Annotated in this window: 21 protein-coding genes and 6 tRNA genes; 18 read left to right on the top strand and 9 right to left on the bottom strand. The window is 71.6% G+C overall.

The features are described 5' to 3' along the window. The first annotated feature begins 48 nt into the window (after nucleotides 1-48). From cobT to FNV62_RS12905, 3 genes are all read left to right on the top strand, one after another. Nucleotides 49-3,894 carry a nicotinate-nucleotide--dimethylbenzimidazole phosphoribosyltransferase gene (cobT, locus tag FNV62_RS12915; protein ID WP_144315234.1) on the top strand — a complete coding sequence of 1,282 codons (3,846 nt, stop codon included), beginning with the start codon at nucleotides 49-51 and terminating at the stop codon, nucleotides 3,892-3,894. 201 nt (nucleotides 3,895-4,095) lie between these two features. Next, on the top strand, nucleotides 4,096-5,340 hold the full coding sequence (gene cobA, locus FNV62_RS12910; protein ID WP_143612877.1) for a uroporphyrinogen-III C-methyltransferase: 1,245 nt from the start codon (nucleotides 4,096-4,098) through the stop codon (nucleotides 5,338-5,340). A 64-nt stretch (nucleotides 5,341-5,404) separates the two neighbouring features. Then, the gene (locus FNV62_RS12905) at nucleotides 5,405-6,223 is read left to right on the top strand and encodes a TrmH family RNA methyltransferase (protein WP_097283925.1); all 819 of its coding nucleotides are present in this window, start codon (nucleotides 5,405-5,407) and stop codon (nucleotides 6,221-6,223) included. Here FNV62_RS12905 and FNV62_RS12900 read toward each other — a convergent pair. Beyond that, nucleotides 6,220-7,572: a protein kinase domain-containing protein gene (locus FNV62_RS12900; protein WP_143601082.1), complete on the bottom strand. Its 1,353-nt coding sequence runs from the start codon at nucleotides 7,570-7,572 to the stop codon at nucleotides 6,220-6,222. The two genes, FNV62_RS12905 and FNV62_RS12900, sit on opposite strands and share 4 nt — an antisense overlap. A 196-nt stretch (nucleotides 7,573-7,768) precedes the next feature. Here FNV62_RS12900 and FNV62_RS12895 point away from each other — a divergent pair, with 196 nt between their 5' ends. The 4 genes from FNV62_RS12895 (at nucleotide 7,769) to FNV62_RS12880 (ending at nucleotide 10,118) form a co-directional block, all read left to right on the top strand. After that, nucleotides 7,769-8,044 (top strand): hypothetical protein, encoded by a 276-nt coding sequence (locus FNV62_RS12895; RefSeq protein WP_060902353.1) that lies wholly within the window; start codon nucleotides 7,769-7,771, stop codon nucleotides 8,042-8,044. A gap of 199 nt (nucleotides 8,045-8,243) precedes the next feature. Further along, on the top strand, nucleotides 8,244-8,450 hold the full coding sequence (locus FNV62_RS12890) for a hypothetical protein (RefSeq protein ID WP_054230606.1): 207 nt from the start codon (nucleotides 8,244-8,246) through the stop codon (nucleotides 8,448-8,450). A 355-nt stretch (nucleotides 8,451-8,805) separates the two neighbouring features. Next, nucleotides 8,806-9,744, top strand: coding sequence for an aminoglycoside phosphotransferase family protein (locus FNV62_RS12885; protein WP_143601081.1), 939 nt, complete (start codon nucleotides 8,806-8,808; stop codon nucleotides 9,742-9,744). Nucleotides 9,745-9,818: 74 nt separating this feature from the next. Next, the gene (locus FNV62_RS12880) at nucleotides 9,819-10,118 is read left to right on the top strand and encodes a zf-TFIIB domain-containing protein (RefSeq protein WP_054230604.1); all 300 of its coding nucleotides are present in this window, start codon (nucleotides 9,819-9,821) and stop codon (nucleotides 10,116-10,118) included. Between the two features lie 67 nt (nucleotides 10,119-10,185). Here the strand turns inward: FNV62_RS12880 and FNV62_RS12875 are convergent. The 5 genes from FNV62_RS12875 to FNV62_RS12855 all read right to left on the bottom strand — a co-directional run bounded on the left by FNV62_RS12875 (nucleotide 10,186) and on the right by FNV62_RS12855 (nucleotide 10,663). Beyond that, nucleotides 10,186-10,260: transfer RNA gene (locus tag FNV62_RS12875), tRNA-Val, on the bottom strand. A 38-nt stretch (nucleotides 10,261-10,298) separates the two neighbouring features. Then, nucleotides 10,299-10,370: transfer RNA gene (locus FNV62_RS12870), tRNA-Val, on the bottom strand. A gap of 34 nt (nucleotides 10,371-10,404) precedes the next feature. Beyond that, nucleotides 10,405-10,476 (bottom strand) — tRNA-Val (locus FNV62_RS12865). 1 nt (nucleotide 10,477) lies between these two features. Next, nucleotides 10,478-10,551: transfer RNA gene (locus FNV62_RS12860), tRNA-Cys, on the bottom strand. A gap of 39 nt (nucleotides 10,552-10,590) precedes the next feature. After that, nucleotides 10,591-10,663 (bottom strand) — tRNA-Gly (locus tag FNV62_RS12855). A 156-nt stretch (nucleotides 10,664-10,819) separates the two neighbouring features. Between FNV62_RS12855 and FNV62_RS12850 the strand changes: the two genes are divergently transcribed. From FNV62_RS12850 to FNV62_RS12840, 3 genes are all read left to right on the top strand, one after another. Then, a complete protein-coding gene (locus FNV62_RS12850) occupies nucleotides 10,820-11,869 on the top strand; it encodes a chorismate-binding protein (RefSeq protein WP_097283923.1) in 1,050 nt (349 codons plus the stop codon). Nucleotide 11,870: 1 nt separating this feature from the next. Beyond that, on the top strand, nucleotides 11,871-12,692 hold the full coding sequence (locus FNV62_RS12845; protein WP_097283922.1) for an aminotransferase class IV: 822 nt from the start codon (nucleotides 11,871-11,873) through the stop codon (nucleotides 12,690-12,692). A gap of 84 nt (nucleotides 12,693-12,776) precedes the next feature. After that, nucleotides 12,777-13,601: a GNAT family N-acetyltransferase gene (locus tag FNV62_RS12840; protein ID WP_143607618.1), complete on the top strand. Its 825-nt coding sequence runs from the start codon at nucleotides 12,777-12,779 to the stop codon at nucleotides 13,599-13,601. Nucleotides 13,602-13,622: 21 nt separating this feature from the next. Here FNV62_RS12840 and FNV62_RS12835 read toward each other — a convergent pair whose 3' ends face one another. Then, nucleotides 13,623-14,141, bottom strand: coding sequence for a DsbA family protein (locus tag FNV62_RS12835; protein WP_054230600.1), 519 nt, complete (start codon nucleotides 14,139-14,141; stop codon nucleotides 13,623-13,625). Between the two features lie 171 nt (nucleotides 14,142-14,312). On the opposite strand from FNV62_RS12835, the gene FNV62_RS12830 reads away from it, so the two are divergent. Together FNV62_RS12830 and FNV62_RS54560 are read left to right on the top strand one after the other, a co-directional pair. Then, nucleotides 14,313-14,759 (top strand): hypothetical protein, encoded by a 447-nt coding sequence (locus FNV62_RS12830; RefSeq protein ID WP_097283920.1) that lies wholly within the window; start codon nucleotides 14,313-14,315, stop codon nucleotides 14,757-14,759. A 144-nt stretch (nucleotides 14,760-14,903) separates the two neighbouring features. Continuing rightward, a complete protein-coding gene (locus FNV62_RS54560) occupies nucleotides 14,904-15,056 on the top strand; it encodes a hypothetical protein (RefSeq protein WP_168490065.1) in 153 nt (50 codons plus the stop codon). A gap of 67 nt (nucleotides 15,057-15,123) precedes the next feature. Here the strand turns inward: FNV62_RS54560 and FNV62_RS12825 are convergent, their stop codons facing one another. Beyond that, complete coding sequence (locus FNV62_RS12825; RefSeq protein ID WP_054230598.1) at nucleotides 15,124-15,681, bottom strand: CGNR zinc finger domain-containing protein; 558 nt, start codon at nucleotides 15,679-15,681, stop codon at nucleotides 15,124-15,126. A 599-nt stretch (nucleotides 15,682-16,280) separates the two neighbouring features. Beyond that, the gene (locus FNV62_RS12820) at nucleotides 16,281-16,694 is read right to left on the bottom strand and encodes an SsgA family sporulation/cell division regulator (RefSeq protein WP_003959770.1); all 414 of its coding nucleotides are present in this window, start codon (nucleotides 16,692-16,694) and stop codon (nucleotides 16,281-16,283) included. 191 nt (nucleotides 16,695-16,885) lie between these two features. On the opposite strand from FNV62_RS12820, the gene FNV62_RS12815 reads away from it, so the two are divergent. The 6 genes from FNV62_RS12815 (at nucleotide 16,886) to FNV62_RS12790 (ending at nucleotide 22,390) form a co-directional block, all read left to right on the top strand. Then, nucleotides 16,886-17,320: a TIGR02611 family protein gene (locus tag FNV62_RS12815; RefSeq protein ID WP_054230597.1), complete on the top strand. Its 435-nt coding sequence runs from the start codon at nucleotides 16,886-16,888 to the stop codon at nucleotides 17,318-17,320. Between the two features lie 81 nt (nucleotides 17,321-17,401). Next, nucleotides 17,402-17,476 (top strand) — tRNA-Val (locus FNV62_RS12810). Nucleotides 17,477-18,632: 1,156 nt separating this feature from the next. Next, nucleotides 18,633-19,922: an ABC transporter substrate-binding protein gene (locus FNV62_RS12805; RefSeq protein ID WP_144315232.1), complete on the top strand. Its 1,290-nt coding sequence runs from the start codon at nucleotides 18,633-18,635 to the stop codon at nucleotides 19,920-19,922. Continuing rightward, a complete protein-coding gene (locus FNV62_RS12800; protein WP_373559464.1) occupies nucleotides 19,922-20,890 on the top strand; it encodes a carbohydrate ABC transporter permease in 969 nt (322 codons plus the stop codon). The genes FNV62_RS12805 and FNV62_RS12800 overlap by 1 nt, the downstream gene beginning before the upstream one ends. Further along, complete coding sequence (locus FNV62_RS12795) at nucleotides 20,887-21,759, top strand: carbohydrate ABC transporter permease (RefSeq protein WP_054233927.1); 873 nt, start codon at nucleotides 20,887-20,889, stop codon at nucleotides 21,757-21,759. The genes FNV62_RS12800 and FNV62_RS12795 overlap by 4 nt, the downstream gene beginning before the upstream one ends. Before the next feature lies 1 nt (nucleotide 21,760). Then, nucleotides 21,761-22,390, top strand: coding sequence for a hypothetical protein (locus tag FNV62_RS12790; RefSeq protein WP_225900250.1), 630 nt, complete (start codon nucleotides 21,761-21,763; stop codon nucleotides 22,388-22,390). Nucleotides 22,391-22,413 lie beyond the last annotated feature (23 nt).

Below are 22,413 nucleotides of genomic sequence, written 5' to 3'. Positions count from 1 at the left end.
CCGGGCGAGCAGGACTTGGAAGCACTAACCGATGGGCGAGGGGTACGCATGACCGACACCGGCCAGGTCCCGGGCGAGGGACTGCCGGAGAACGCAGGCATGGTGGAGCAGCCGGGCGTCCCCGCCCCGGGCACGTACACCTTCCTCGACCCCTCCGAGAACCCCGCCGAGGACGACGACCTGCTTCTCATGCCGGGCGCACAGGGAGCGTGGGGCAACGAGGTGGCTCCGCCGCCCCCACAGCCCCTCGTCGAGGAGCAGCCTCTCGTCCATGAGCCGGGTCCGCACGAGACGGCCGGCCGGGACAGCGGTTCACTCGACCTCAGTGGCGTCCGCGTACCCGGCCCCGCGACCGCCCCGCAGCCGGCGGCTCCGCGCCGTCCGCTGCACCTCGGGCCGCCGACTCCGGACGGCTCCGCGAGCCCGGTGCGCTCGCTCGCCGACCGCGGCCCCGCCGCCGCGCCCATGGCCACCCCGATGAACCCCGTGACTGCCCCAACTCCGGTACGGCACGCGGGTCCCCCGACGACCGGTCCGGAGTACCTCGACGTGTCGCAGCTCTCCGAGATCCCGCCGCAGGGCGCGGTGCCGTGGGGAGCGCCGCCGGTGGGTCCCGAGGAGGCGGCCGCAGAAACGGTCGTCCCGTCGGCCGTCCAGGGCCCCGAGACCGGAGCGGTCGCCGAGGAGCTGACGGCGCCGGAGGCCGAGGTCGCCGAGCCCGCGGAATTCGCCCCGGTTCCTCAGGCCGTGGAGGCGGTCGAGGGGGCCGAGGCTCAGGGATTCGCGCAGGCGCCCCAGGCTCCGGAGGCCGCCCACATGCCCGAGGCGTCGGAGGGTCACTTCGTCCAGCAGGCGGTGGAGGTCGCGCCGAGCCCCGAGACCGGGCCGGGCCTTGAGGCCGAGCAGGGCTTCGAGGTGGCGCCCGGCCCTGTGGCCGAGCAGAGCTTCGAGGTGACGCCCGGCCCTGTGGCCGAGCAGAGCTTCGAGGTGGCGGCGGGCCCTGAGACCGCGCCCGCGACGGACGGCTTCCCGGCCCCCGAGGTCCCGGCGGCCACCGCCGCTTCGACACCCTTCCCGGTCGCGCAGGACCTTCCGCACCTGGCCCCGACCGCGGACGACACCGCCGGGCACCTGGCCGACACCCCGGCACAGGTTTCCGAGGCGGGGGAGCCGTTGGCGACCGAGCAGGTGCTGCAGCCCGCGCAGGACCCGCAGTCGACGCCCGCGGCGGAGCCGCAGCCCACCGAACAGGCCCCCCAACTCGCGGACCAGGCCACCCACCTCGCCGAGCCCGTCGCCCACGCGGTGGACCAGGCGTCACAGTTCCCGGCCCAGGACGCCCGGTTCCAGGAGGCCGGTGTCCACACCCCGGAACCCGAGGTCCGGTCCGCGGACACCGGCGTGGAGCCCGCGTCCCTCGCGGAGGCCGCGCAGCCCGAGTTCGCCCCGGAGCCCCTCGTGGTGTCCGCCGCCCACGCCGCCGCCGAGGCCCAGGCGCAGGTGGCGCACGCCGCGCACGACTCGTACGGACAGGCACACCCCGGTGTCGAGGCCTTCCCGGTCCAGGCCGCGCAGTTCGCGCCCCCCGCCGAGGCCCACGCCGCGTTCGCCGAGGCCGGTGCCGGCGTACCGGTCGGCGTCGCCGCCCACGCGCGGGCGCCGCACGCGGCCACGAACCAGTCGCACGGCGAGCACCGCCCCGGCGACACGGCAGGCGCCCCCGGATTCCAGGGCGCCCCCCTGGACTCCGCCGCGGACCAGACCCTCGGCCAGTTCGTGCCCGTCGAGGGCACGGTGCCGACGACCCCGCACCTGGCCCCGACCCCGCCGCACGCCATGACCGTGCCGCCGCTGCCCACGGAGGAGCGGCCCTCGGTCGAAGAGCCTCCGGTCGAAGAGCCCCCGGCGACGGCGGAAGCGGTGGAGAGCCGGGAGGCTCCCCTCACCCCTCTCGCCGAGGCGGAGCCCGTCATCGAGCCGGAGCCTGTCGCCCAGGTTCCCGCGCCCCGCGAGGCCGAAGCCGAGACATCCCCCGTACCGGAGCCGTTCGAGGCGGACCCGGAGCCCGTAGTAGTCGCACAGCAAGCGGACGACCTGGACACCCAGGTCGCCGACCAGGAAGAGAGCACGGCCGCAGTGGAAGACGTACGAGAGTCCACCGGCCCCGCGGCCCCCGGCTACGACGACGCCGAGCGCGAGGCCGTGCTGCGCGTGATGCGCGAACGCCGCGACATCCGCAACGGCTTCCGCAGCGACCCGATCCCGCACGACGTGCTGCTGCGGGTCCTCGAGGCCGCGCACACCGCGCCGTCCGTCGGCCACTCCCAGCCCTGGGACTTCGTCGTCATCCGCTCCGCCGAGACCCGGCGCACGATGCACGAACTGGCCGCCCGTCAGCGCGAGGCGTACGCCAAGTCGCTGCCCAAGGGGCGCGCGAAGCAGTTCAAGGAACTGAAGATCGAGGCCATCCTCGACACCCCGGTGAACATCGTCGTCACCGCCGACCCGACCCGCGGCGGCCGTCACACCCTGGGCCGTCACACCCAGCCCCAGATGGCCCCGTACTCCTCCGCGCTCGCGGTCCAGAACCTGTGGCTCGCGGCCCGCGCCGAGGGCCTCGGCGTCGGCTGGGTCAGCTTCTTCGACGAGCGCGAGATGGTCCGTGCCCTCGGCCTGCCCGAGCACCTGGACGTGGTGGCGTACCTCTGCGTCGGCTACGTCGACGAGTTCCCCGAGGAGCCCGAGCTGATGCAGGCCGGCTGGTCCAAGCGCCGCCCGCTGTCCTGGGTCGTGCACGAGGAGACGTACGGCCGTCGCGCGCTGCCCGGTGAGGAGCCGCACGACCTGCTCGCAGAGACGGTCTCCAACATCCGCCCGCTGGACGCCAAGGCGCTCGGCGAGGCGTGGGAGCGCCAGAAGCGGATGACCAAGCCCGCCGGCGCGCTCGGCATGCTGGAGATCATCTCCGCGCAGCTGTCCGGCCTGTCCCGGATGTGCCCGCCGCCGATCCCGGAGCCCGCCGCCGTCGCGATCTTCGCGGGCGACCACGGCGTGCACGCCCAGGGCGTCACTCCCTGGCCGCAGGAGGTCACCGGGCAGATGGTGGCCAACTTCCTGGGCGGCGGCGCGGTCTGCAACGCCTTCGCCAACCAGGTGGGCGCCGAGGTCTGCGTCATCGACGTGGGCGTCGCCTCCGACCTCCCCGCGACCCCGGGTCTCCTCCCGCGCAAGGTCCGCGCGGGCACCGCCGACATGACGACCGGCCCCGCGATGACCCGCGAAGAGGTCACGGCCGCCATCGAGGTGGGCATCGAGACGGCCCGCGACCTCGTGGCGGCAGGCAACAAGGCCCTGCTGACCGGCGAGATGGGCATCGCCAACACCACGGCGTCGGCGGCCCTGATCTCCGTCTTCACGGACGCCGACCCGTCCGAGGTGACGGGCCGCGGCACCGGCATCAACGACGAGACCCTCGCCCGCAAGACCGAGGTCGTGCGCCGCGCCATCGAACTCCACCAGCCGGACCCGGCCGACCCCATCGGCGTCCTCGCCGCGATCGGCGGCCTCGAACACGCCGCCATGGTCGGCCTGCTCCTCGGTGGCGCCTCCCTGCGTACGCCGGTGATCCTGGACGGCGTCAGCGCCGGCGCCGCCGCCCTCGTGGCCCGCGCCATCGCCCCCGAGGTCCTCGCGGCCTGCATCGCGGGTCACCGCAGCGCCGAGCCCGGCCACGTCGCCGCCCTGAACAAGCTGGGCCTGCGCCCCCTGATCGACCTGGACCTGCGCCTCGGCGAGGGCACGGGCGCCCTGCTGGCGCTGCCGGTGGTCCAGAGCGCGGCGCGGGCGATGCACGAGGTGGCGACGTTCGACTCCGCAGGGGTCACCGAGAAGTAGACCGACGACGGCACCCGCTCGAGCGGGGGGTCGGGGGCGCAGCCCCCACGCGGCGGAGCCGCACAGTGTCACTGCCGGGACGGGGCGGGCTCGGGGAAGGAGCCCCTCCCGCCCCCGCCGTATCGTGGACCCGCACTCAAAACAGCACGTCAAGGCCGCTCCAGCCGAGCGCAGCGGCCCCGTACGAGGAGCCGCACCGCCATGGCCGAAAACCCCGCCTACCCCGTAGGCCTCCGCCTCACCGGTCGCCGCGTAGTCGTCCTCGGCGGCGGCCAGGTCGCCCAGCGCCGCCTCCCGGCGCTCATCGCCGCGGGCGCGGACATCCACCTCGTGTCACCCGCGGCCACCCCCTCCGTCGAGGCGATGGCGGACGCGGGCGAGATCACCTGGACGAAGCGCCCGTACGAGGACGGCGACCTCGCCGAGGCCTGGTACGCCCTGATCGCGACCAGTGACCGGCAGGCGAACACGGAGGCCTCCGCCGAGGCGGAGCGCCACCGCGTCTGGTGCGTCCGCTCCGACGACGCCGACGCGGCGACCGCCTGGACCCCGGCCACCGGTCACAGCGAGGGCGTCACGGTCGCCGTCCTCACCACGAACGCCAAGGGCCGCGACCCCCGCCACACCGCCGCGATCCGCGACGCGGTGGTCGAGGGGCTGCGCGACGGGACCCTCGTGGCGCCCCACCACCGCACCCGCACCCCGGGTGTCGCCCTCGTCGGCGGCGGCCCCGGCGACCCCGACCTGATCACGGTCCGCGGCCGGCGACTGCTCGCCGAGGCCGACGTGGTCATCGCCGACCGCCTGGGCCCGCGCGACCTGCTCGCCGAACTCCCGCCGCACGTCGAGGTGATCGACGCGGCGAAGATCCCCTACGGCCGGTTCATGGCGCAGGAGGCCATCAACAACGCGCTCATCGAGCACGCGAAGCAGGGCAAGTCGGTCGTCCGGCTCAAGGGCGGCGACCCGTTCGTCTTCGGCCGCGGCATGGAGGAGGCCCAGGCGCTCGCCGAGGCGGGCATCGCCTGCACGGTCGTTCCCGGCATCTCCAGTTCGATCTCGGTGCCGGGTGCTGCCGGTATCCCGGTCACCCACCGGGGTGTCGCACATGAGTTCACCGTGGTCAGTGGTCATGTGGCCCCTGACGACGAGCGATCCCTCGTCGACTGGGCGGCCCTCGCCCGGCTGCGAGGCACGCTCGTCGTCCTCATGGGCGTCGACAAGATCGGCAGGATCGCCGAGACCCTGATCGCGCACGGCAGGCCGGCCGACACCCCGGTCGCCCTCGTCCAGGAGGGCACGACCGCCGCCCAGCGCCGCGTCGACGCGACCCTGTCCACGGTCGCCGAGACCGTACGCGCCGAGGACGTGAAGCCCCCGGCGGTGATCGTCATCGGCGAGGTCGTGAACGTGGGTGTGCACAGCCCGCTGAACGCTTCCGAGTAACCACCGGTAACCCAACCCGTGCCCAGCCGTTGGCACCGCACCCAGGACAAGGCAGTATCACCCTGTGGCCGATCTCATCACCGTTGAGAACCCCGACGACCCGCGTCTGCGTGACTACACGGGCCTGACCGACGTGGAGCTGCGCCGCAAGCGCGAACCCGTCGAGGGCCTGTTCATCGCCGAGGGCGAGAAGGTCATCAGACGCGCCAAGGACGCCGGGTACGAGATGCGCTCGATGCTCCTGTCCGCCAAGTGGGTCGACGTCATGCGCGATGTCATCGACGAACTCCCGGCCCCGGTCTACGCGGTCAGCCCGGAGCTCGCCGAGCAGGTGACCGGCTACCACGTGCACCGCGGCGCGCTCGCGTCCATGCAGCGCAAGCCGCTGCCGACGGCCGAGGAACTCCTGCGGACCGCGCGCCGGGTGGTCGTCATGGAGGCGGTCAACGACCACACCAACATCGGCGCGATCTTCCGCTCCGCCGCGGCCCTCGGCATGGACGCGGTGCTGCTCTCCCCGGACTGCGCGGACCCGCTGTACCGCCGCTCCGTGAAGGTCTCGATGGGCGCGGTCTTCTCGGTTCCGTACGCCCGTCTCGAGACCTGGCCCAAGGGCCTGGAGACGGTCCGCGACGCCGGCTTCAACCTGCTCGCCCTCACTCCGGACGAGAAGGCGAGGTCCCTGGACGAGGCGGCCCCGCACCGGATGGACCGGGTCGCGCTGATGCTGGGCGCGGAGGGCGACGGCCTGTCCACGAAGGCCCTGATGGCGGCGGACGAATGGGTCCGCATCCCGATGGCCCACGGCGTCGACTCGCTCAACGTCGGCGCGGCGGCAGCGGTCGCCTTCTACGCGGTCGCGACGGGCCGCCCCCAGCTCTAGACCGGCTCCGCAGCGACCTGGACCGGGCCCCAGGGCCTGTCCGGTCGGCTCCGGTACTGCTCGGCCATCAGATCGCCGGACGGTGGCGCGTACGAAGACTGCCCCTGTCGTACGTCCTTGCGCGTGCCCCCGTCGTCCAGCCCGCGGGCCGGCCCCTGGCAGCCCTGCGCCGCCGCGATGCCCAGCGCGACGAGCAGCGTCACCACGACGAACACGAAGAGCCGCTGACGCAGCAGTCGCGGATTGGCCGGCCGCCGTCCGGTCCCCGTGGTCCGGGGCGCGGGACGCCCGGCGCCGCTGCGGGGCGCGGGCCTGCTGCCGGAGCGTCCGGTACCCCGGGCGGGCGCGGGTCGCGCGCCCGACTGCGGCGGCCGTGAGCCCCCGTTGGTGCCGCCCGTGCGCGGCGGCGGTGTGCCCTGCGGGCGGCGCTGGGTGGGCTGCTCGGCGTACTGCTCGGCGAGGCGCCCCGTCGGCCGGTCGGGATCATTGCGCTGCGCGGGCGGGCGGACGTCCGCCATGCCCTGCGCCTCGCGGGCCGCGATCTCCTTGAGCCGCAAGGAGAGTTGGAGCGTGCTGGGACGCTCCTCGGGGTCCTTGGCCAGACATGCGCGGACGAGCGGAGCCAACGCGTCCGGAACACCGTGCAGCTGCGGTTCCTCGTGCACCACCCGGTACAGCATCACCTCGGAACTGCCGTGTCCGAAGGGCGAGTCGTTGGTCGCCGCGTACGCCAGCGTGGCGCCGAGCGCGAACACGTCGGTGGCCGGGGTGACGGCGGCGCCGCGCACCTGCTCGGGCGCGAGGAACCCGGGCGAGCCGACCGCCGTACCGACGTGCGTCAGGGTGCTCGCCCCCGTCGCCCAGGCGATGCCGAAGTCGATGATCCGCGGCCCCTTCGGGGACAGCAGGATGTTGGACGGCTTGAGGTCCCGGTGCACGACACCGGCCTCGTGGACGGCGACGAGCCCCTCGGAGAGCGCGGCCCCGACGGCGGCCACGTCGGCGGCCGACATCGGGCCCTCCTCGGCGACCTTGTCGTGCAGCGAGGGCCCCGGCACGTACTGCGTGGCGAACCACGGCCGGTCCGCCTCGAGATCGGCGGCCACGAGCCGCGCCGTGCAGCCACCCCTGATCCGCCGGGCCGCCGAGACCTCGCGGGCGAACCGCGACCGGAACTCCTGATCCTCCGCCAGATCCGGTCGGATCACCTTCAGCGCGACCCGCTGCCCACGGCGGTCGGAGCCCAGGTAGACCACGCCCATCCCACCCGCGCCGAGCCGTCTGTGAAGCCTGAACGAGCCGACGACACGCGGGTCCTCGCGCCTCAGGCGCATCATCGCCATGTCCATCCCCGCTGCCCGGTCCGTTTGACGAGCCACAGCTTACGTTTCCGCGGCCGGGTGCGCGCAGAGGCCGCGCCCTCACGGCCCGATCGATTGTCAGTGCCGGGTGGGAAACTTGAAAGACGGTCAGGGAAGGCGAGAACACGGCTGCTTTGAGCTGCCCGTGATCCCAACCGTCCGTCGCAGAAGGGGGATTGAACCTGTGAAGGGTGATCGCGTGGAGATAGTCGTGGACGCCGGGGACACGACGCGTACGTACGAGGTGGTGGCCAGCAGGGCGGGTCGCAGAGTGGAGACCGCGGTGCGTCGGGGGGTGGTGGAAGTGAGCGAAGTCACCCGAAGCGGATCAGTGGTGCGCACCGCCCGCTTCATGGCGACCCGGGTGCTGGCGCTGGTCGAGCAGCCGGTGCCGAGGGAGGACAGCTCGGAACAGTCCGGGCACACCGGACGCCCCCTCCGGGAAGACCCTGAGACCTAGGTCCTCATCTCCACCCAGGGGAGTACACCGCAGGTCATCGCTCATCCTCCGGGAGGCCCGGCAATCGGTACGAGGGCATGACGACCGATCGCCGCCGCACCCATAGATTTGAGGTCAAGCGGCGGGTGCAGCACTCGTCCCCCGAGGTCAGACACCCGCCGCTGCCAAACCACATAGATGCTCGGTCAGGAGAGGGACCATGGCCCACACGGCACCGCGGACGGCGATCCGCACAGGACGCAAGGCGTACAGCGCCGCGTTCCGCCCACGTCGTCAGGGTCAGCGCCACCCCTTGGTGGCGACAGCGATGGTCCTTCCCCTGGCGGCCCTGCTCGTAGTCGTCTTCGGCGGCTGGGACGCGGTGGTCACACAAGCGTCGTCCGTGGGCGTGATGCTGGGGCGCTGAGCGGCGCCCCAGGCCCGGAAGAGCGGTCCGGGCGGGGACATCCGGCCATGAAACCCCGTGGGGACGGGGGTGCGGCGGACGGCACAAATGCCCGCGCAGCTGGGGAGCTGCGCGGGCATTGTTTTGCCCTGACATGGGTGCGGGCCGGTTTCCCCGACTGCGGGGAGCCGGGGGCGCAGCCCCACGGTCCAGGGGCGCGGGGAACTGCGCGACCGGCCCCCACCCACCCGCACCCGACGAACCCACCCGGGGATCCGGGGGCGGAGCCCCCGGGAACGGGAGGGGACTGGAAGGGGGCCGCGGGAGCGGAGAACGTACGCTCGCGAGGTACCGACCGCACACCCCAGGGGGCCCCGTGACCGCAGACGTGCTTCCCGCCCTGACCGCCGGGGCACGCACCGCGGCCCACCCCGCCGGCACCCCCTGCACCCACCACGACTCCGTCCTCGCCGACCGCCGCGACGGCACCGTCGTCCGCCACGGCGACACCGTGGCCAAGGCCCACGCCCCCGGCACGGACCCCGCCGAACTCTCCCGCCGTCTCGAACTCGCCGCACACCCCGCCCTCAGCGGCATCCTCCTCGCCCCGCTCCGCCCGAAGCCCGTCGACCTCCACGGCCGCCCGGTCACCTTCTGGCCGTACGGCGCCCCGGTCGACCCGCAGACCCCCGAGGCCGCGCCCTGGGAGGCGGCCGCGACCCTGCTGGCCCGCCTCCACCGGACCCCCGCGCCGGACGGCCTGCCGCCCATGCGTGGCCCCGCCAAGGCGGCCCGGGCGATCGCCCGGCTGCGGACGGCGGGCCCGCACCCGGCCGCCGCCCCGGTGCTGCGCGCCTGGGCGACCCTGCCCGCCTGGGCCCGCGCCGAGGCCCCCATGCCGTCCGCGGGGACCCTCTGCCACGGAGACCTCCATCTCGGCCAGCTCGTGCGCCACCCCGCGCCGAGCGGCCCCTGGCTCCTCATCGATGTGGACGACCTCGGCGTGGGCGTCCCGACCTGGGACCTGGCCCGCCCGGCCGCCTGGTACGCCTGCGGCCTGCTCCCGCCCGACGAGTGGACCCGCTTCCTGACCGCCTACCAACGTGCCGGCGGCCCGGCGGTACCCGCCGACGGCGACCCCTGGCCCGCCCTGGACGTGGCGGCCCGCGCCCTCACCGTGCAGACCGCGGCCCTGGCGATCGCCAAGTCCGTGGGGGAGGAACGCCCCTTGGACGAGGTGCAGCAGGCCGTGATCGACGCCTGTGACCGAATGCGAGCCGTCCCGCCCGAGTTGGCGCAGGGCCCGACCGCGTAGGGTGCAACCGTTCGAGGCCGGACAGTGTCTGTCCTGGTGGAAGCGGTACCGAACGGCGAGGAGTTGAGCCGAGCATGCAGTGTCCGAAGTGCCATGCGCCGATGCACACGTACAACCGCAATGGCGTCCAGATCGAGCAGTGCAGCGGCTGCCGCGGGATATTTCTCGACTACGGCGAGCTGGAGGCGCTGAGCCGCGTGGAGTCCCAGTGGTCGCAGCCCGCGCCGCCCCCGCCCGCCCCGCAGGCCTACCCGTCGGCGCCCGCGCCCGCGTGGGGCGCCCCGCAGCACGGCGGACACGGAGGCCATGGCGGCGGTCACTACGGCGGTCACCACCGCCACAAGAGCTTCGGCCACATGCTCTTCTCCTCCTGAGCACGACCGGAGGAACGACCTGACACGACGAAGCCCCCGACCGTACGAGACGGCCGGGGGCTTCGGCTGGTGCGCGATACTGGGATTGAACCAGTGACCTCTTCCGTGTCAGGGAAGCGCTCTCCCGCTGAGCTAATCGCGCAGGTGACCCTGCAGAGGGTGCGGGTGGTGCGTACTGCGTGCGCGATACTGGGATTGAACCAGTGACCTCTTCCGTGTCAGGGAAGCGCTCTCCCGCTGAGCTAATCGCGCGGGGATCCGGATGGATCGGGTCCTTGCGGACCAGTGGACGATACTGGGATTGAACCAGTGACCTCTTCCGTGTCAGGGAAGCGCTCTCCCGCTGAGCTAATCGTCCTTGGAGGTGGAGACGGGATTTGAACCCGTGTAGACGGCTTTGCAGGCCGTTGCCTCGCCTCTCGGCCACTCCACCAGGAGTGTGGGGGTTCGGGATGATCCCCCTCTTCCTGCGAGCGGACGACCAGGTTCGAACTGGCGACCTCAACCTTGGCAAGGTTGCGCTCTACCAACTGAGCTACGTCCGCGTGTCGTTTCCGTTCGGCTTGCGCGTCCCGGCGACGTGTTGAACTCTAGCGGATTCCCGGGCCAGCACAAAAACGCGTTTGCGCAGCGTGCTGCGGTCTGTCCGGCAAAGGACACGGTCAGGGCACCCGCAGGTCACCCGACCTAGACTCGACTGCGTGCTCGACCTCCCTCCTCTCGCCCGTTTCGGTGGCCTCGTCGCGACCGGTCTCCTCGACGTCACCAGCGATCCCGCGGCCCTGGACTCGGCCGGTTTCTGGGCCGTGGCAGCCGACTTCGAGGGCAGCCTGGTCTGCGCCCGCTTCGCCGACGTACGCACCGAACCCGTGCCCGCCCCCGTCCCCGGGCAGTGGCGGGGCCCCACCTCCGGTGACTGGACGTCCTCCCTCGACCACGCCGCGTACACCGCCGGCGTACGCCGCATCCGCGCCCACATAGCCGCCGGCGAGGTCTACCAGGCCAACCTCTGCCGCGTCCTGTCCGCACCCCTCGCCCCCGACGCCGACATCGACGCCCTCACCGCGCTGCTGGCCCGCGGCAACCCCGCTCCCTACGCGGGAACGATCCGCCTGCCCCGCCACGGCGTCGAGATCGCCACCGCATCCCCCGAACTCTTCCTGCGCCGCACCGGCCCCGTCATCGAATCCGGCCCCATCAAGGGCACCGGACGCACCGAGGCCGACCTCCTCGACAAGGACCACGCCGAGAACGTCATGATCGTGGACCTCGTGCGCAACGACCTCGGCCGCGTCTGCGCCACCGGCACCGTCACCGTCCCCGACCTGTGCGTCGTCGAAAAGCACCCCGGGCTGGTCCACCTCGTCTCCACCGTGCGGGGCCACTTGCGCGCCGACACCGGCTGGCCCGAACTGCTGGCCGCCGCGTTCCCGCCCGGCTCCGTCACCGGCGCCCCCAAAACCAGCGCCCTGACCATCATCGAGGCTCTGGAGACCGCACCCCGCGGCCCCTACTGCGGCGGCATCGGCTGGGTCGACGCCGACCGCGCCACGGCACAGCTCGCCGTCGGCATCCGCACCTTCTGGCACGACCGCGCCGAAGGCGTTCTGCGTTTCGGCACCGGCGCCGGCATCACCTGGGGCTCCGACCCCGAAAGGGAATGGCAGGAGACCGAGCTGAAGGCCGCCAGGCTGCTCGCGGTAGCGTCGGGACAGTACGGAGACGCGTACGAAAGTGAAAGGACTCTCTGACGTGAAGATCTGGCTCGACGGCGGTCTGCAGGACATGGAGTCCGCCCGCGTCTCCGTCTTCGATCACGGACTGACCGTGGGTGACGGCATCTTCGAGACCGTGAAGGCGGTGGAGGGGCGGCCGTTCGCGCTGACCCGCCACCTCGACCGGCTGGCCCGCTCGGCGCGCGGCCTGGGGCTGCCCGCACCCGACCTCGACGAGGTGCGCCGCGCCTGCGTCGCCGTCCTGGACGCCAACCCGATGCAGCTCGGCCGACTGCGGATCACGTACACCGGTGGCTACGGCCCGCTCGGCTCCGACCGCGGCGAACACGGCCCGACCCTGCTCGTCGCCCTCGGCGAGTCCACCCGCCGTCCCGACTCCACCGCCGTGGTCACGGTGCCCTGGACCCGTAACGAGCGCGGCGCCCTCACCGGCCTCAAGACCACCTCGTACGCGGAGAACGTCGTGGCCCTGGCCCGTGCGCGCGAACAGGGCGCGAGCGAGGCGCTGTTCGCCAACACCATCGGGCAGCTGTGCGAGGGCACGGGGTCGAACGTCTTCGTCGTCCTCGACGGCGAGATCCACACCCCGCCCGTCGCCTCCGGCTGTCTCGCCGGCATCACGCGCGCGCTCGCCGTCGAGTGGACCGGCGCCAGGGAGACCGATCTTCCGCTGGATGTCCTGGAGCGTGCGGACGAGGTCTTCCTGACGTCCACGCTGCGGGACGTGCAGGGTGTGCACCGGGTCGACGGGCGCCAACTCCCGGGCGCGCCGGGCCCGGTGACCGCCAAGGCCATGCGCGTCTTCGAGGAGCGGGCCGGAAACGACCTCGACCCGTAGAGGTCGCGCCTGGCACGTCGGCGCGCAGAAGGATGACGGCAAAACAGGATGACGACGGGACACGGGACGGGTAGAACACCCCTGATGACCACCACCCTGCGGCCGACCGAGCCGCTTCAGCGCGGAGCCGACGGGGCGCTGTCCCGCCGCTACAAGGTGTGCGTGAACAGTCGTCCCGTGGGCGGGATCCACCTCTCCACGCATCCGGAGTACGGCCCCACCGTGGCCCGAGTCGGAGAGCTGTACGTCGACGAACCCGACCGTGGGCGCGGCCGGGGCACGGTGGCCGCGCTCGCGGCCGAGGAGGTGGCCCGCGGCTGGGGCTGCAAGCGCGTCGAGACGTCGGTGCCCGGGGACGCGGACGGTGTGCTCCGGCTCGCCACGACGCTCGGGTACGTGCTGAGCAACCGCGTCATGACGAAGCCCCTGGACGGCCCGGGCCCCGAACTGCCGGCCGGCAGTGTCGCCCGGCCCATGACCGAGGCCGAGTACGTGCCCTGGCTGGCGAAGGAGCGCGAGGAGTTCGCCGGCTCGCAGATCGAGCGGGGCGTGCCCGAGGCCGAGGCGTACCGCAAGACGGACCAGGGGCTCGCCCGGTTCCTGCCGGACGGAGTGGCCAGCGAGAACACGGTGCTCAGCGTCCTGGAACACGAGGGGACCCCGGTCGGCACGCTGTGGCTGGGCCTGTGGCCCGACGCGGCGTTCGTGCTCGGGGTCGAGACCGACCCCGAGCACCGGGGCCGCGGCCACGGGCGCACCCTGATGCTGCTGGCCGAGGCCCGGGCGGTGGCCGGCGGGAGGGACCGCATCGGCCTCAACGTGTTCGCGGGGAACATCCCGGCGGAGAAGCTGTACGAGTCACTCGGCTATACGACGAGCGAGTACTACCTCTACAAGAACCTGCTCTGAACCACTTCGCGGGAACGAGGGCTACGCGTCCTCGGCCAGCAGTCGGTCGGCGATCTCCTCGATGCGTTCGCGCAGGCCCTCCTGGCTCTTGCCGCCGTCGAGCCGCTCGCCGCCGATGACGTACGTCGGGGTGCCGGTCACGCCGATGGCCTTGCCCTCGGCCTGGTCGGCGTCGACGATCAGGATGTGCCTGCCGTCGATCAGGGCGGTGTCGAACTCCTCGGCGTCCAGACCGAGTTCGCGGGCCACCTCGATGAGGAAGGGCTCGCCCTTGCGGTCCAGTTCCTCGACACGGTCGAGGACCGCCTCGACGTACGGCCAGGACCGGCCCTGCTCCGCGGCCTCCTCGGCGGCCTGCGCGGCGGCGAAGGCGTGCTTGTGCTTCTCCAGCGGGAAGTGCCGCAGCCGCAGCTCCAGACGGTCGCCGTAGCGGGCGCGCAGCGCGCGCAGGTCGGCGAGGGCGCTGCGGCAGTCGGGGCACTGGAGTTCGCACCAGACGTCCAGGACGGCGGTGGCGCGGGCTGCGGAGGAGTCGTTCATGGCACCCAGTCTCCCAGCCCTGCCGACGGTGCCCCAACCGGGACCTGGGGAGGACCCCGACCCGGAGATGTCCCTGAGGTCCGCCCGGAGCATGGCATATCGGGCGTGGGGCGGTGCAGGATGGAAGGGACGAACCGACCCGCTCTGCCGAGCCCTGCCCTGGAGGACCGGATGATTGCCGAGACTGTCTGTTCCGCCGTCTCCGCGGCCGGCCTCGGCATCGCCGCGGTCACGGCCTACCGCAAGCGGTTCCTCTCCGCCGCCCGCATCGCCGCCTACTCGCTGGTGCCGGTCGGCCTGGTGATGACCGGAGTCGTCGGCTGGCTGGCCGACACCGCCTTCAGCCCCACCGCATGGGCGGGCTTCGGTGTGCTGGGCGTGGCCTGGCTGCTGTTCATGACCACGCGGGCGGTGGAGCGGCGTGGCGGCGGGACCCGGAAGGAACGCAAGGCGGCCGCCCGGGCCGCCCAGCGGGAGGCGGTGGCCCCCGCGGCCTCGGCGCCCTCGCTGAGCCAGGGCTCCCGTCCGGCCGCCCGGCCCGCGACGACACCCCGGGCCACGGGTTCCGACGACGACTTCAGCGACATCGAGGCGATCTTGAAGAAGCGCGGCATATGACGGACTGAAACGACACAGAGGATCATGGGAGAGCGCGGAAACGATCACGTTCGTGCCTGCTCATCGCGGATATTGGCGAACTCCCGGTCATTCCGGGCGTGTTGATCGCGGAGCGGGTCGTGGCTGCGTCATCATCGCCGCGAGATGCTGGACACAACACAGAGCGACACCGCCGCCCCTCCCGAGGAGCCGCGGGGTTGTCTCTACGCGCTTTCCCAGCCACCGCTGATGATCTTCCTTGCGGTGATCGGCTGTCTGCTGCTCATGGCTTCGCTGCACGACCTGCTGCTGCTCTGAGCCGTACGCGGAGCCCCTGGCGTCACCCGCCGAGGGCTCCGTCAGCCCGCCGCGCGTCCAGCGTCCGTCAGCCCGCCGCTTCCTTGCGACGCGCCCGGTACGCCGCCACGTGGAGCCGGTTTCCACAGGTCCGGCTGTCGCAGTAGCGGCGTGAGCGGTTGCGGGAGAGATCCACGAAGGCGTGCCGGCAGTCCGGGGCCTCGCAGCGCCGCAGCCGGTCCTGCTCTCCGGCGACCACGAAGAACGCCAGCGCCATCCCGCAGTCGGCCGCGAGGTGGTCGGCGACGGAGGCACCCGGCGCGAAGTAGTGCACGTGCCAGTCGTAGCCGTCGTGGTCGGTGAGCCGGGGAGTGGTGCCCGCGACGGCGACCAGCTCGTTGATGAGGCCCGCGGCGGTACGGGGGTCGTCGGCGGCGAAGACTCCGGCGAACCGGCCGCGGACCTCGCGTACGGCCGCGAGGTCCTGCTCCGACAGCACGCCGACATCACTGATCCCGTGCTTTCGTACGAATTCGTCGAGGGACGCGACGTCCGCGAGCCCGTCCGGCGTGTCGTTCTCCGCCGCGGTGTTCACCAGGTCCACCACGGCGTCGAGGGAGCGCCGGGTGTCGTGGGTGATCAGCACGTTTCGCTCCATGGCCTGGGGGTCGGGCGGGCGCCCTCCGATGCTGGCCGATGGTAGTGGCTTCCTGGCGTGGGGGAGCGGGGGCGGTCGATCTGCACGCGGTCCGCCACGACTGCGGGCCGGTCACGGGCCGGTGGCGGGTCAGTCGCGGGTCGGTTTCACGGGCCACGAACGGCACCCTGAACACCTCCGGAACAGCCTCAGCCCCGTCCGGGCCGACGTTGAGCCCGGTGGGGCGCGCGAGTCCGCCGGGCGTACCCCGCCCTGCCTGTCGGCCCGACTCGACCCGGCGCCTGCCCCGTGCCCCGGGTGGCGCCGACCCGGCGCCTGCCCCGTGCCCCGGGTGGCGCCCTCAACGGCTCTCATCGGCTCTCGCCGACGTCCTCGCCCGTGCAGGGCAGGAAGGCCTGTTCGGGCCACGCGCGGCGGCGCTGGGGCCGTCGAGGCCTGCCGTCGACCACGCGCACCGGCGCCGCCCCCGCGGGAGTCCGCGGCGACGGCGCCGGTGTTCGTGCCCTTGCGGTTGTGCCCATTGCAGATGTTTAGGCCCGAGCCGTCTCCCCGAGTGGACGGCGCCGGGCGGCTCTATGGGGGTCTCGTCAGCTCTCGGCCAGGATGTGTGAGAGCTCCGTGTCGAGATCGAAATGCCGGTGTTCCGTGCCGGGGGGCACGGCGGCGTCCGTTCGCTTCAGGAACGATTCCAGGGCCCGCGCCGGGGCTTCCAGCAGGGCCTCGCCCTCCGGGGAGCTCAGGGCGATGCATACGACGCCCTGGCCATGGCTCCGGGACGGCCAGACTCGGACGTCGCCGGTACCGGTGGGCCGATGCAGGCCCTCGGCGAGGAGGTCGCGGGCGAACACCCACTCGACGGTTTCCTCGGCTCCGGTGTGGAAGGTGGCGTGCACGGCGTAGGGATCGGCCGTGTCATACCGCAGTCCTGCGGGTACAGGCAGTGAGGACTCGCTCGACACAACGAGGCGCAGGTGCAGCTCGCAGCTGACCGTGGTGTTCATAAGCGCCAGGGCCTTTCGCTCAGTGTGCGCTCGGGGATTCGCACGTCGGCGAAATCGACATGCCACCTACGGTGCCGTTGTAAACCCCTCTGAGTGTTTTGCGTGTCTTTACGTAACTCTTCCGGCCGAGAGCACGTTCGCCGGATAGGGCCATTCCGGTGACTGGTTTCTCTCCGGTAGGGTTTGGCCGTATGAATACGGGGAGTGACGAGCCGGGCGAGGTCGCCACGGCCGATGGTGAGACGAAGATCGAAGGGCCGCTCGGATCGCGGGCGCCGGAATTCATCAAGGCCCGCCGTGCGCTGCATCTGAGCTGGCAGGTGGGTGTTTTCGTGGTGGGGCTCGCGGTGGTCGGCGCGGGCGTGATCATGCTTCCGCTGCCGGGCCCCGGCTGGCTGGTGATCTTCGGCGGCATGGCGATCTGGGCGACCGAGTTCGTCTGGGCCCAGCTGGTGCTCCGCTGGACAAAGCGCAAAGTCACGGAGGCGACACAGCGGGCGCTCGACCCGAAGGTGCGGCGCCGCAACATCGTCCTCACGAGTGTCGGTGTCGTCATCGTCGCGGCCCTCGGTGGTGTCTACCTCTGGAAGTTCGGCGTCCAGATGCCGTGGAACATCCAGGAATGACGGACGGGCGAAGGTCCTCCTGGAGGCTCCTTGGCTGGTCGGAGGCACCCCCTGACATGGGGTAATGTTCTCCCTGCGCCCGGGCGATTAGCTCAGCGGGAGAGCGCTTCGTTCACACCGAAGAGGTCACTGGTTCGATCCCAGTATCGCCCACCAGCACGACAGGCGACCCAATTCCACGCACCACGTGGGCAGGGTCGCCTTCGTCATTTCCGCACCACCCCGCAGCGGCGGGAGAGCGCGCCCACGGCACCGACGGACCGCACTCCGTGCCAGTGGCAGAACCGGTTGCGGTCCCCGCGCGGGCGTCAGGATCGGAGCCGGAGTCACGGTCGCGGCCGCCATCGGAATCGGCGCCGGCACCCCGCTCGGGCCCAGCCCCGCCCACACCCCCGAACACCCTCCGCACGCGGACTCCGGGCGAGTGGCGAACCTCTCCCAAGCCGCTGACCTCGATAGATGCCCGTTCCCCCAGGGCTGCTCGGTCCGAGCTCCGCCCCACACCGACGGTGTCCCGCCCTGCGGCGCAGCCACGTTGACCACGCGACTCCGCTCGCCCCTCCGGCGCCGGGCGCGTTGCAGGCACTGCCCTGCGAAATCTTGACCTCCGCATCGCTACTCAGCGTCGCGGGCCCCCACACCGACCCGCCGACCAGGGCGAACGCCGGACCAACGCGAGCGAGTCGCCGTCCGGGCGCCCACCAGCCGTCCCGCACCGCGGGACGCCCCCCGTACCGACCCGCCGACCAGGGCGAACACCGGACCAACGCAAGCGCGCCACCATCAGGACGCCCACCAGTCGCCCGCGTCGCCACGACCCGCCCAAGCCCGTTAAGACCTGCCAAGCCCGTCCAGACCTACCAGGGCCCCGTCCAGACCCCCGAGCCCCCCGAAGCCCGCCCCTGCCCGCCGCTCCCACCCCCACCATCCCCACCCGCACGTACGCCAGTTCGACCCCCCCCCTCGCGGAAACCCACCCCCACCCCCCTCACTCTCGGTCCACCCACCCCTCCTCCGCCCCCGCCGCGCCCCCGCATCCCCACCCGCACGGCAGTTGTTTTCGGCCTGGCCCCACGCTCGCCCGACCTGTCGTTTTCCGTTCGACACTCCGACCGCACGCCCCGGACCTGCACATTCAGGCACCTCGACGGGGGCGGCGCCCCCTGCGCCCCTCGCCACGCGGCCGAACCGCGTCACATCAATTCCTGTCCGAATCATTGACGCGCCTGGAAGCCCTCCGTACCTTGTGCCAGCAAGCGCTTACTTGAAACGATTCATGCAGGCGGCAACGACGTCGCGGGGAGGCCCGACTGTGGGTAACAACGGGAGTGTTGAGAGGCGTACGGTCCTCAAGGCGGCCGGAGCTTCACTGGCCACGCTGGGGCTGGGCGCGACGACGGGCTGCGGCGGGGGCAGCGGCAGCTCCGGGGACGGGACGGTCACGATCCGGTACGCCTGGTGGGGTGCCGACGAGCGGGCGAAGAGGATCAACAAGTCCATCGCGCTCTTCGAGAAGAAGTACCCGAAGATCAAGGTGAAGACCGACTTCCAGGATTACGTGGCCTTTTGGGAGAAGTTCCAGACCCAGGCCGCCGGCGGAAATCCCCCGGACGTATTCCAGAACGCGGTCGGATTCCTGCGGAAGTACGACAAGAGAGGTATCCTGCTCGACCTCAAGCCTCAGATAGAAGCGGGAAATCTGAGCCTCGACAACTTCCGCGCCGGAGTCGAGAAGGTCGGTCAGGTCGACGGAAAGCAGCTCGGTATTCCGGTCGGATCCAACACCATGTCACTTGTCATCGACGAGAAGGTGTTTGAGAAGGCGGGCATCAAGCCGAAGCAGGGCTGGACCTGGGACGAGTACTTCGCCGCCCTCAAGAAGATCCACGACACCCAGAAGCTGCCCGGCGACACCGGCTACTTCAGCATCATGTACCTGTACGACCTCTACCTCCGGCAGAACGGCAAGGCGTTCTTCACCAAGGACGGACTCGGCTTCGACGAGGCCGACCTGACGGAGTGGTGGACGGACGGCTACAACCGGGTCAAGGCGGGCATCGTCACCGACCCCAAGCGGGTCGAGCAGGACAAGCCCAAGTCCTCGCTCTCGGCGGCCCACGGCGCCTCCGAGTTCACCTGGGACAACTTCACGGTCCGCTACACCTCCGAGGGCACCAGCACCTACGGCCTCGCGCCGATCCCGACCACCGACGGCAAGCAGACCGGTCAGTACCTCGCCTCCCTGATGCTGAGCGCCTCCGCCCGCACCAAGCACCCCAAGGAGGTCGCCCAGTTCATCAACTTCATGGTCCACGACCCCGAGGTCGGCAAGATCATGGGCTACGACCGGGGCATCCTCGCCACCACCGAGCAGTTCGACGCGTACAAGCCGGCCGACGCGCCCAACCAGGCGATCGCGAAGTACGAGACGGATGTCGCCGCGGCCGGAGTGCTCGGCACCATCACCCCGCACCCGGCGGGCGCCGACACCTGCGAGTCCGCCTTCCTGCGCATCGGCGGTGACATGTCGCAGGGCACGACCAAGGTCGCCGACGCGGTCAAGCAGTTCTTCTCCGAGGCGAAGACCGCCCTCGCCTCCTGATGGGAACCGCCGTGACGCTCGTCAAGGACTCTCCGCCCGACGCCCCGGAGATACGCCCCGAGGCCCCCGCCGCCAAAAAGCGGCGGGGGCGCCGGGAAAACCTCGCCGGCTATCTCTTCATGTCCCCGTGGATCGCGGGCTTCCTGCTGCTGACCGCGGGCCCGATGGCCGCCTCCCTCTACTTCGCGTTCACCGACTACAACCTCTTCAATTCGCCGAAGTGGATCGGCTTCGACAACTTCACCAAGATGTTCCACGATCCGCGGTGGCAGAAGTCGGTGGAGGTGACGGCGAAGTACGTCGTCATCGGCACCCCGCTCAAGCTGCTGCTCGCGCTCGGAGTGGCCCTGCTGCTCGCGCAGAGCCGACGGGGGCAGGCCTTCTACCGGGCCGCCTTCTACGCCCCTTCGCTCATCGGGGCGAGCGTCTCCGTCGGATTCGTATGGCGCGCGCTCTTCTCCGACGACGCCATCGTGGACCGCACGCAGTCGTTCCTCGGCTTCCACACGGGAGGGTGGGTCGGCGACCCGAACTGGGTGCTCTACAGCCTGGTCGCGCTCACCGTCTGGCAGTTCGGCGCACCCATGGTGATCTTCCTCGCCGGGCTCAAGCAGGTGCCGAAGGAGCTGTACGAGGCCGCCGAGGTGGACGGCGCGGGACCGTTCCGGCGGTTCTGGAACATCACCCTGCCGATGATCTCGCCGGTGCTCTTCTTCAACGTGCTCCTGGAGACCATCCACTCCTTCCAGATCTTCGGCTCGGCGTACGTGGTCTCCAACGCCACCTGCGGACCGGCGGACGCCACGCTCGTCTACACCTGCTACCTGTACCAGAAGGGCTTCAGGGAGTCCCAGATGGGCTTCGCGTCCGCCATGGCCTGGATGCTGCTGCTCGCCGTGGCGTTGGTGACGGCCGTCCTCTTCTGGTCCCAGAAGCGGTGGGTGCACTACGAGGAGGACGCCCGATGAGCACCACCCTGCGCAAGCCCCTCGAAGTCGGCAGCCGCAAACGCACCGGCTCGCTGGTCTGGCACATCGGCGCGCTGCTGATCCTCGCGGTCGTCCTCTATCCCGTCATCTGGGTCATCGGCGCCTCGTTCAAGCCCAGCCGGGACATCATCGGCAGCCTGAACCTGTTCCCGACCAGCCCCGTCCTCGGCAACTTCAAGGGGCTGGCCGACGGCATCGCGGACATCTCGATCGCGACCTTCTTCCAGAACTCCCTGTTCTACGCGCTCGGCTCCGTCGTCGGCATCCTCATCTCCTGCTCGCTGACGGCCTACGCCTTCGCCAAGATCCGGTTCGCCGGGCGGAACCTGCTGTTCTCGCTCATGATCGGCACGCTCCTGCTGCCGTATCACGTGCTGCTGATCCCGCAGTACGTGATGTTCCAGAAGATGGAACTGGTCAACACCTACGTTCCGCTGCTCATCGGCAAGTACCTGGCCACCGAGGCGTTCTTCGTCTTCCTCATGGTCCAGTTCATGCGGAACCTGCCGCGCGAACTGGACGAGGCGGCCCGGCTCGACGGCTGTGGCCATCTGCGGATCTACTGGTCGATCGTGCTGCCGCTGTGCCGCCCCGCCCTCATCACGAGCGCGATCTTCACCTTCATCAACGCCTGGAACGACTTCATGGGCCCGCTGATCTACCTCAACGAGCCCAGCAAGTACACGGTCTCGCTCGGCATGATGATGTTCCGCGACCAGGAAGGCGTCGCCAACTACGGCGGCATGATCGCGATGTCACTGGTCGCCCTGCTGCCCGTGCTCCTCTTCTTCCTCGCCTTCCAGCGCTACCTGATCGACGGTATGGCGACCTCCGGATTGAAGGGCTGAGATGGCCACCAGCCAACTGCGGGCGCGGGCGGAGCGCAAGAGGCGGGCGAAGGCGCGCAAGGCACCTCGCGAGTCCGTCTTCGCCGAGCGTTTCGGCGTGTTCGCCGAGTGTCTGCTCACCGGGGTGTGGATCGCGGTGGCCTCGCTGCCGCTGGTCACCTACCCCGCCGCGTTCGCGGCCGGCGCACGGCATCTGCGGCGGCGTACGTCCCACGAGGCGGGCGGCCTGAGGGAGTTCGTCGTCGACTTCCGGGCCGCCGTCCGGGGCGGCTGGATCGCCGGCGTCGCCGGCTGGGCCGCGGCCGCCGCGGTCTGGGTGGACGTCCAGGCCGTGCGCGCCGGCATCCCCGGTGGCCCGCTCGTCGGGGCCGTCGGTCTCTTCGCCCTGATCGGCCTCGTCGTGGCCGGGCTGCGCGCGGCGGCCGTCTGGGAACCCGGCGCCTCCTGGCGGGCGCTGCTCGCGGAGGCGGGACGCCGTACGGTCCTCGATCCGGCCGGCTCATTCCTGCTCGTGGGCGGACTGGCCGTCGTGGTCGCTTCCGCCCTGTTCGTCGCGCCGCTCGCGGTCCCCGTCCTGGGGGCCGTCGCGGCGGCGGCCGTGGCCGTCGAGGCACGCCACCGCCGCCACTGAGCTCCTCGCAGGTCGGCGCCCCC

The sequence above is a fragment of the Streptomyces sp. RLB3-17 genome, from assembly GCF_007113425.2.
Lineage (GTDB): Bacteria > Actinomycetota > Actinomycetes > Streptomycetales > Streptomycetaceae > Streptomyces > Streptomyces mirabilis_D.
Note: the sequence above shows the minus strand (reverse complement) of the source record. Positions and strands in the feature narration are given on the sequence as shown.

Excerpts from the sequence above, each read along its gene's own strand:
- cobT (WP_144315234.1), top strand. The coding sequence starts at position 49 with ATGACCGACACCGGCCAGGTCCCGGGCGAGGGACTGCCGGAGAACGCA.
- cobA (WP_143612877.1), top strand. The coding sequence starts at position 4,096 with ATGGCCGAAAACCCCGCCTACCCCGTAGGCCTCCGCCTCACCGGTCGC.
- FNV62_RS12900 (WP_143601082.1), bottom strand. The coding sequence starts at position 7,572 with ATGGACATGGCGATGATGCGCCTGAGGCGCGAGGACCCGCGTGTCGTC.
- FNV62_RS12890 (WP_054230606.1), top strand. The coding sequence starts at position 8,244 with ATGGCCCACACGGCACCGCGGACGGCGATCCGCACAGGACGCAAGGCG.
- FNV62_RS12880 (WP_054230604.1), top strand. The coding sequence starts at position 9,819 with ATGCAGTGTCCGAAGTGCCATGCGCCGATGCACACGTACAACCGCAAT.
- FNV62_RS12840 (WP_143607618.1), top strand. The coding sequence starts at position 12,777 with ATGACCACCACCCTGCGGCCGACCGAGCCGCTTCAGCGCGGAGCCGAC.
- FNV62_RS12835 (WP_054230600.1), bottom strand. The coding sequence starts at position 14,141 with ATGAACGACTCCTCCGCAGCCCGCGCCACCGCCGTCCTGGACGTCTGG.
- FNV62_RS12830 (WP_097283920.1), top strand. The coding sequence starts at position 14,313 with ATGATTGCCGAGACTGTCTGTTCCGCCGTCTCCGCGGCCGGCCTCGGC.
- FNV62_RS54560 (WP_168490065.1), top strand. The coding sequence starts at position 14,904 with ATGCTGGACACAACACAGAGCGACACCGCCGCCCCTCCCGAGGAGCCG.
- FNV62_RS12820 (WP_003959770.1), bottom strand. The coding sequence starts at position 16,694 with ATGAACACCACGGTCAGCTGCGAGCTGCACCTGCGCCTCGTTGTGTCG.
- FNV62_RS12815 (WP_054230597.1), top strand. The coding sequence starts at position 16,886 with ATGAATACGGGGAGTGACGAGCCGGGCGAGGTCGCCACGGCCGATGGT.
- FNV62_RS12800 (WP_373559464.1), top strand. The coding sequence starts at position 19,922 with ATGGGAACCGCCGTGACGCTCGTCAAGGACTCTCCGCCCGACGCCCCG.
- FNV62_RS12795 (WP_054233927.1), top strand. The coding sequence starts at position 20,887 with ATGAGCACCACCCTGCGCAAGCCCCTCGAAGTCGGCAGCCGCAAACGC.
- FNV62_RS12790 (WP_225900250.1), top strand. The coding sequence starts at position 21,761 with ATGGCCACCAGCCAACTGCGGGCGCGGGCGGAGCGCAAGAGGCGGGCG.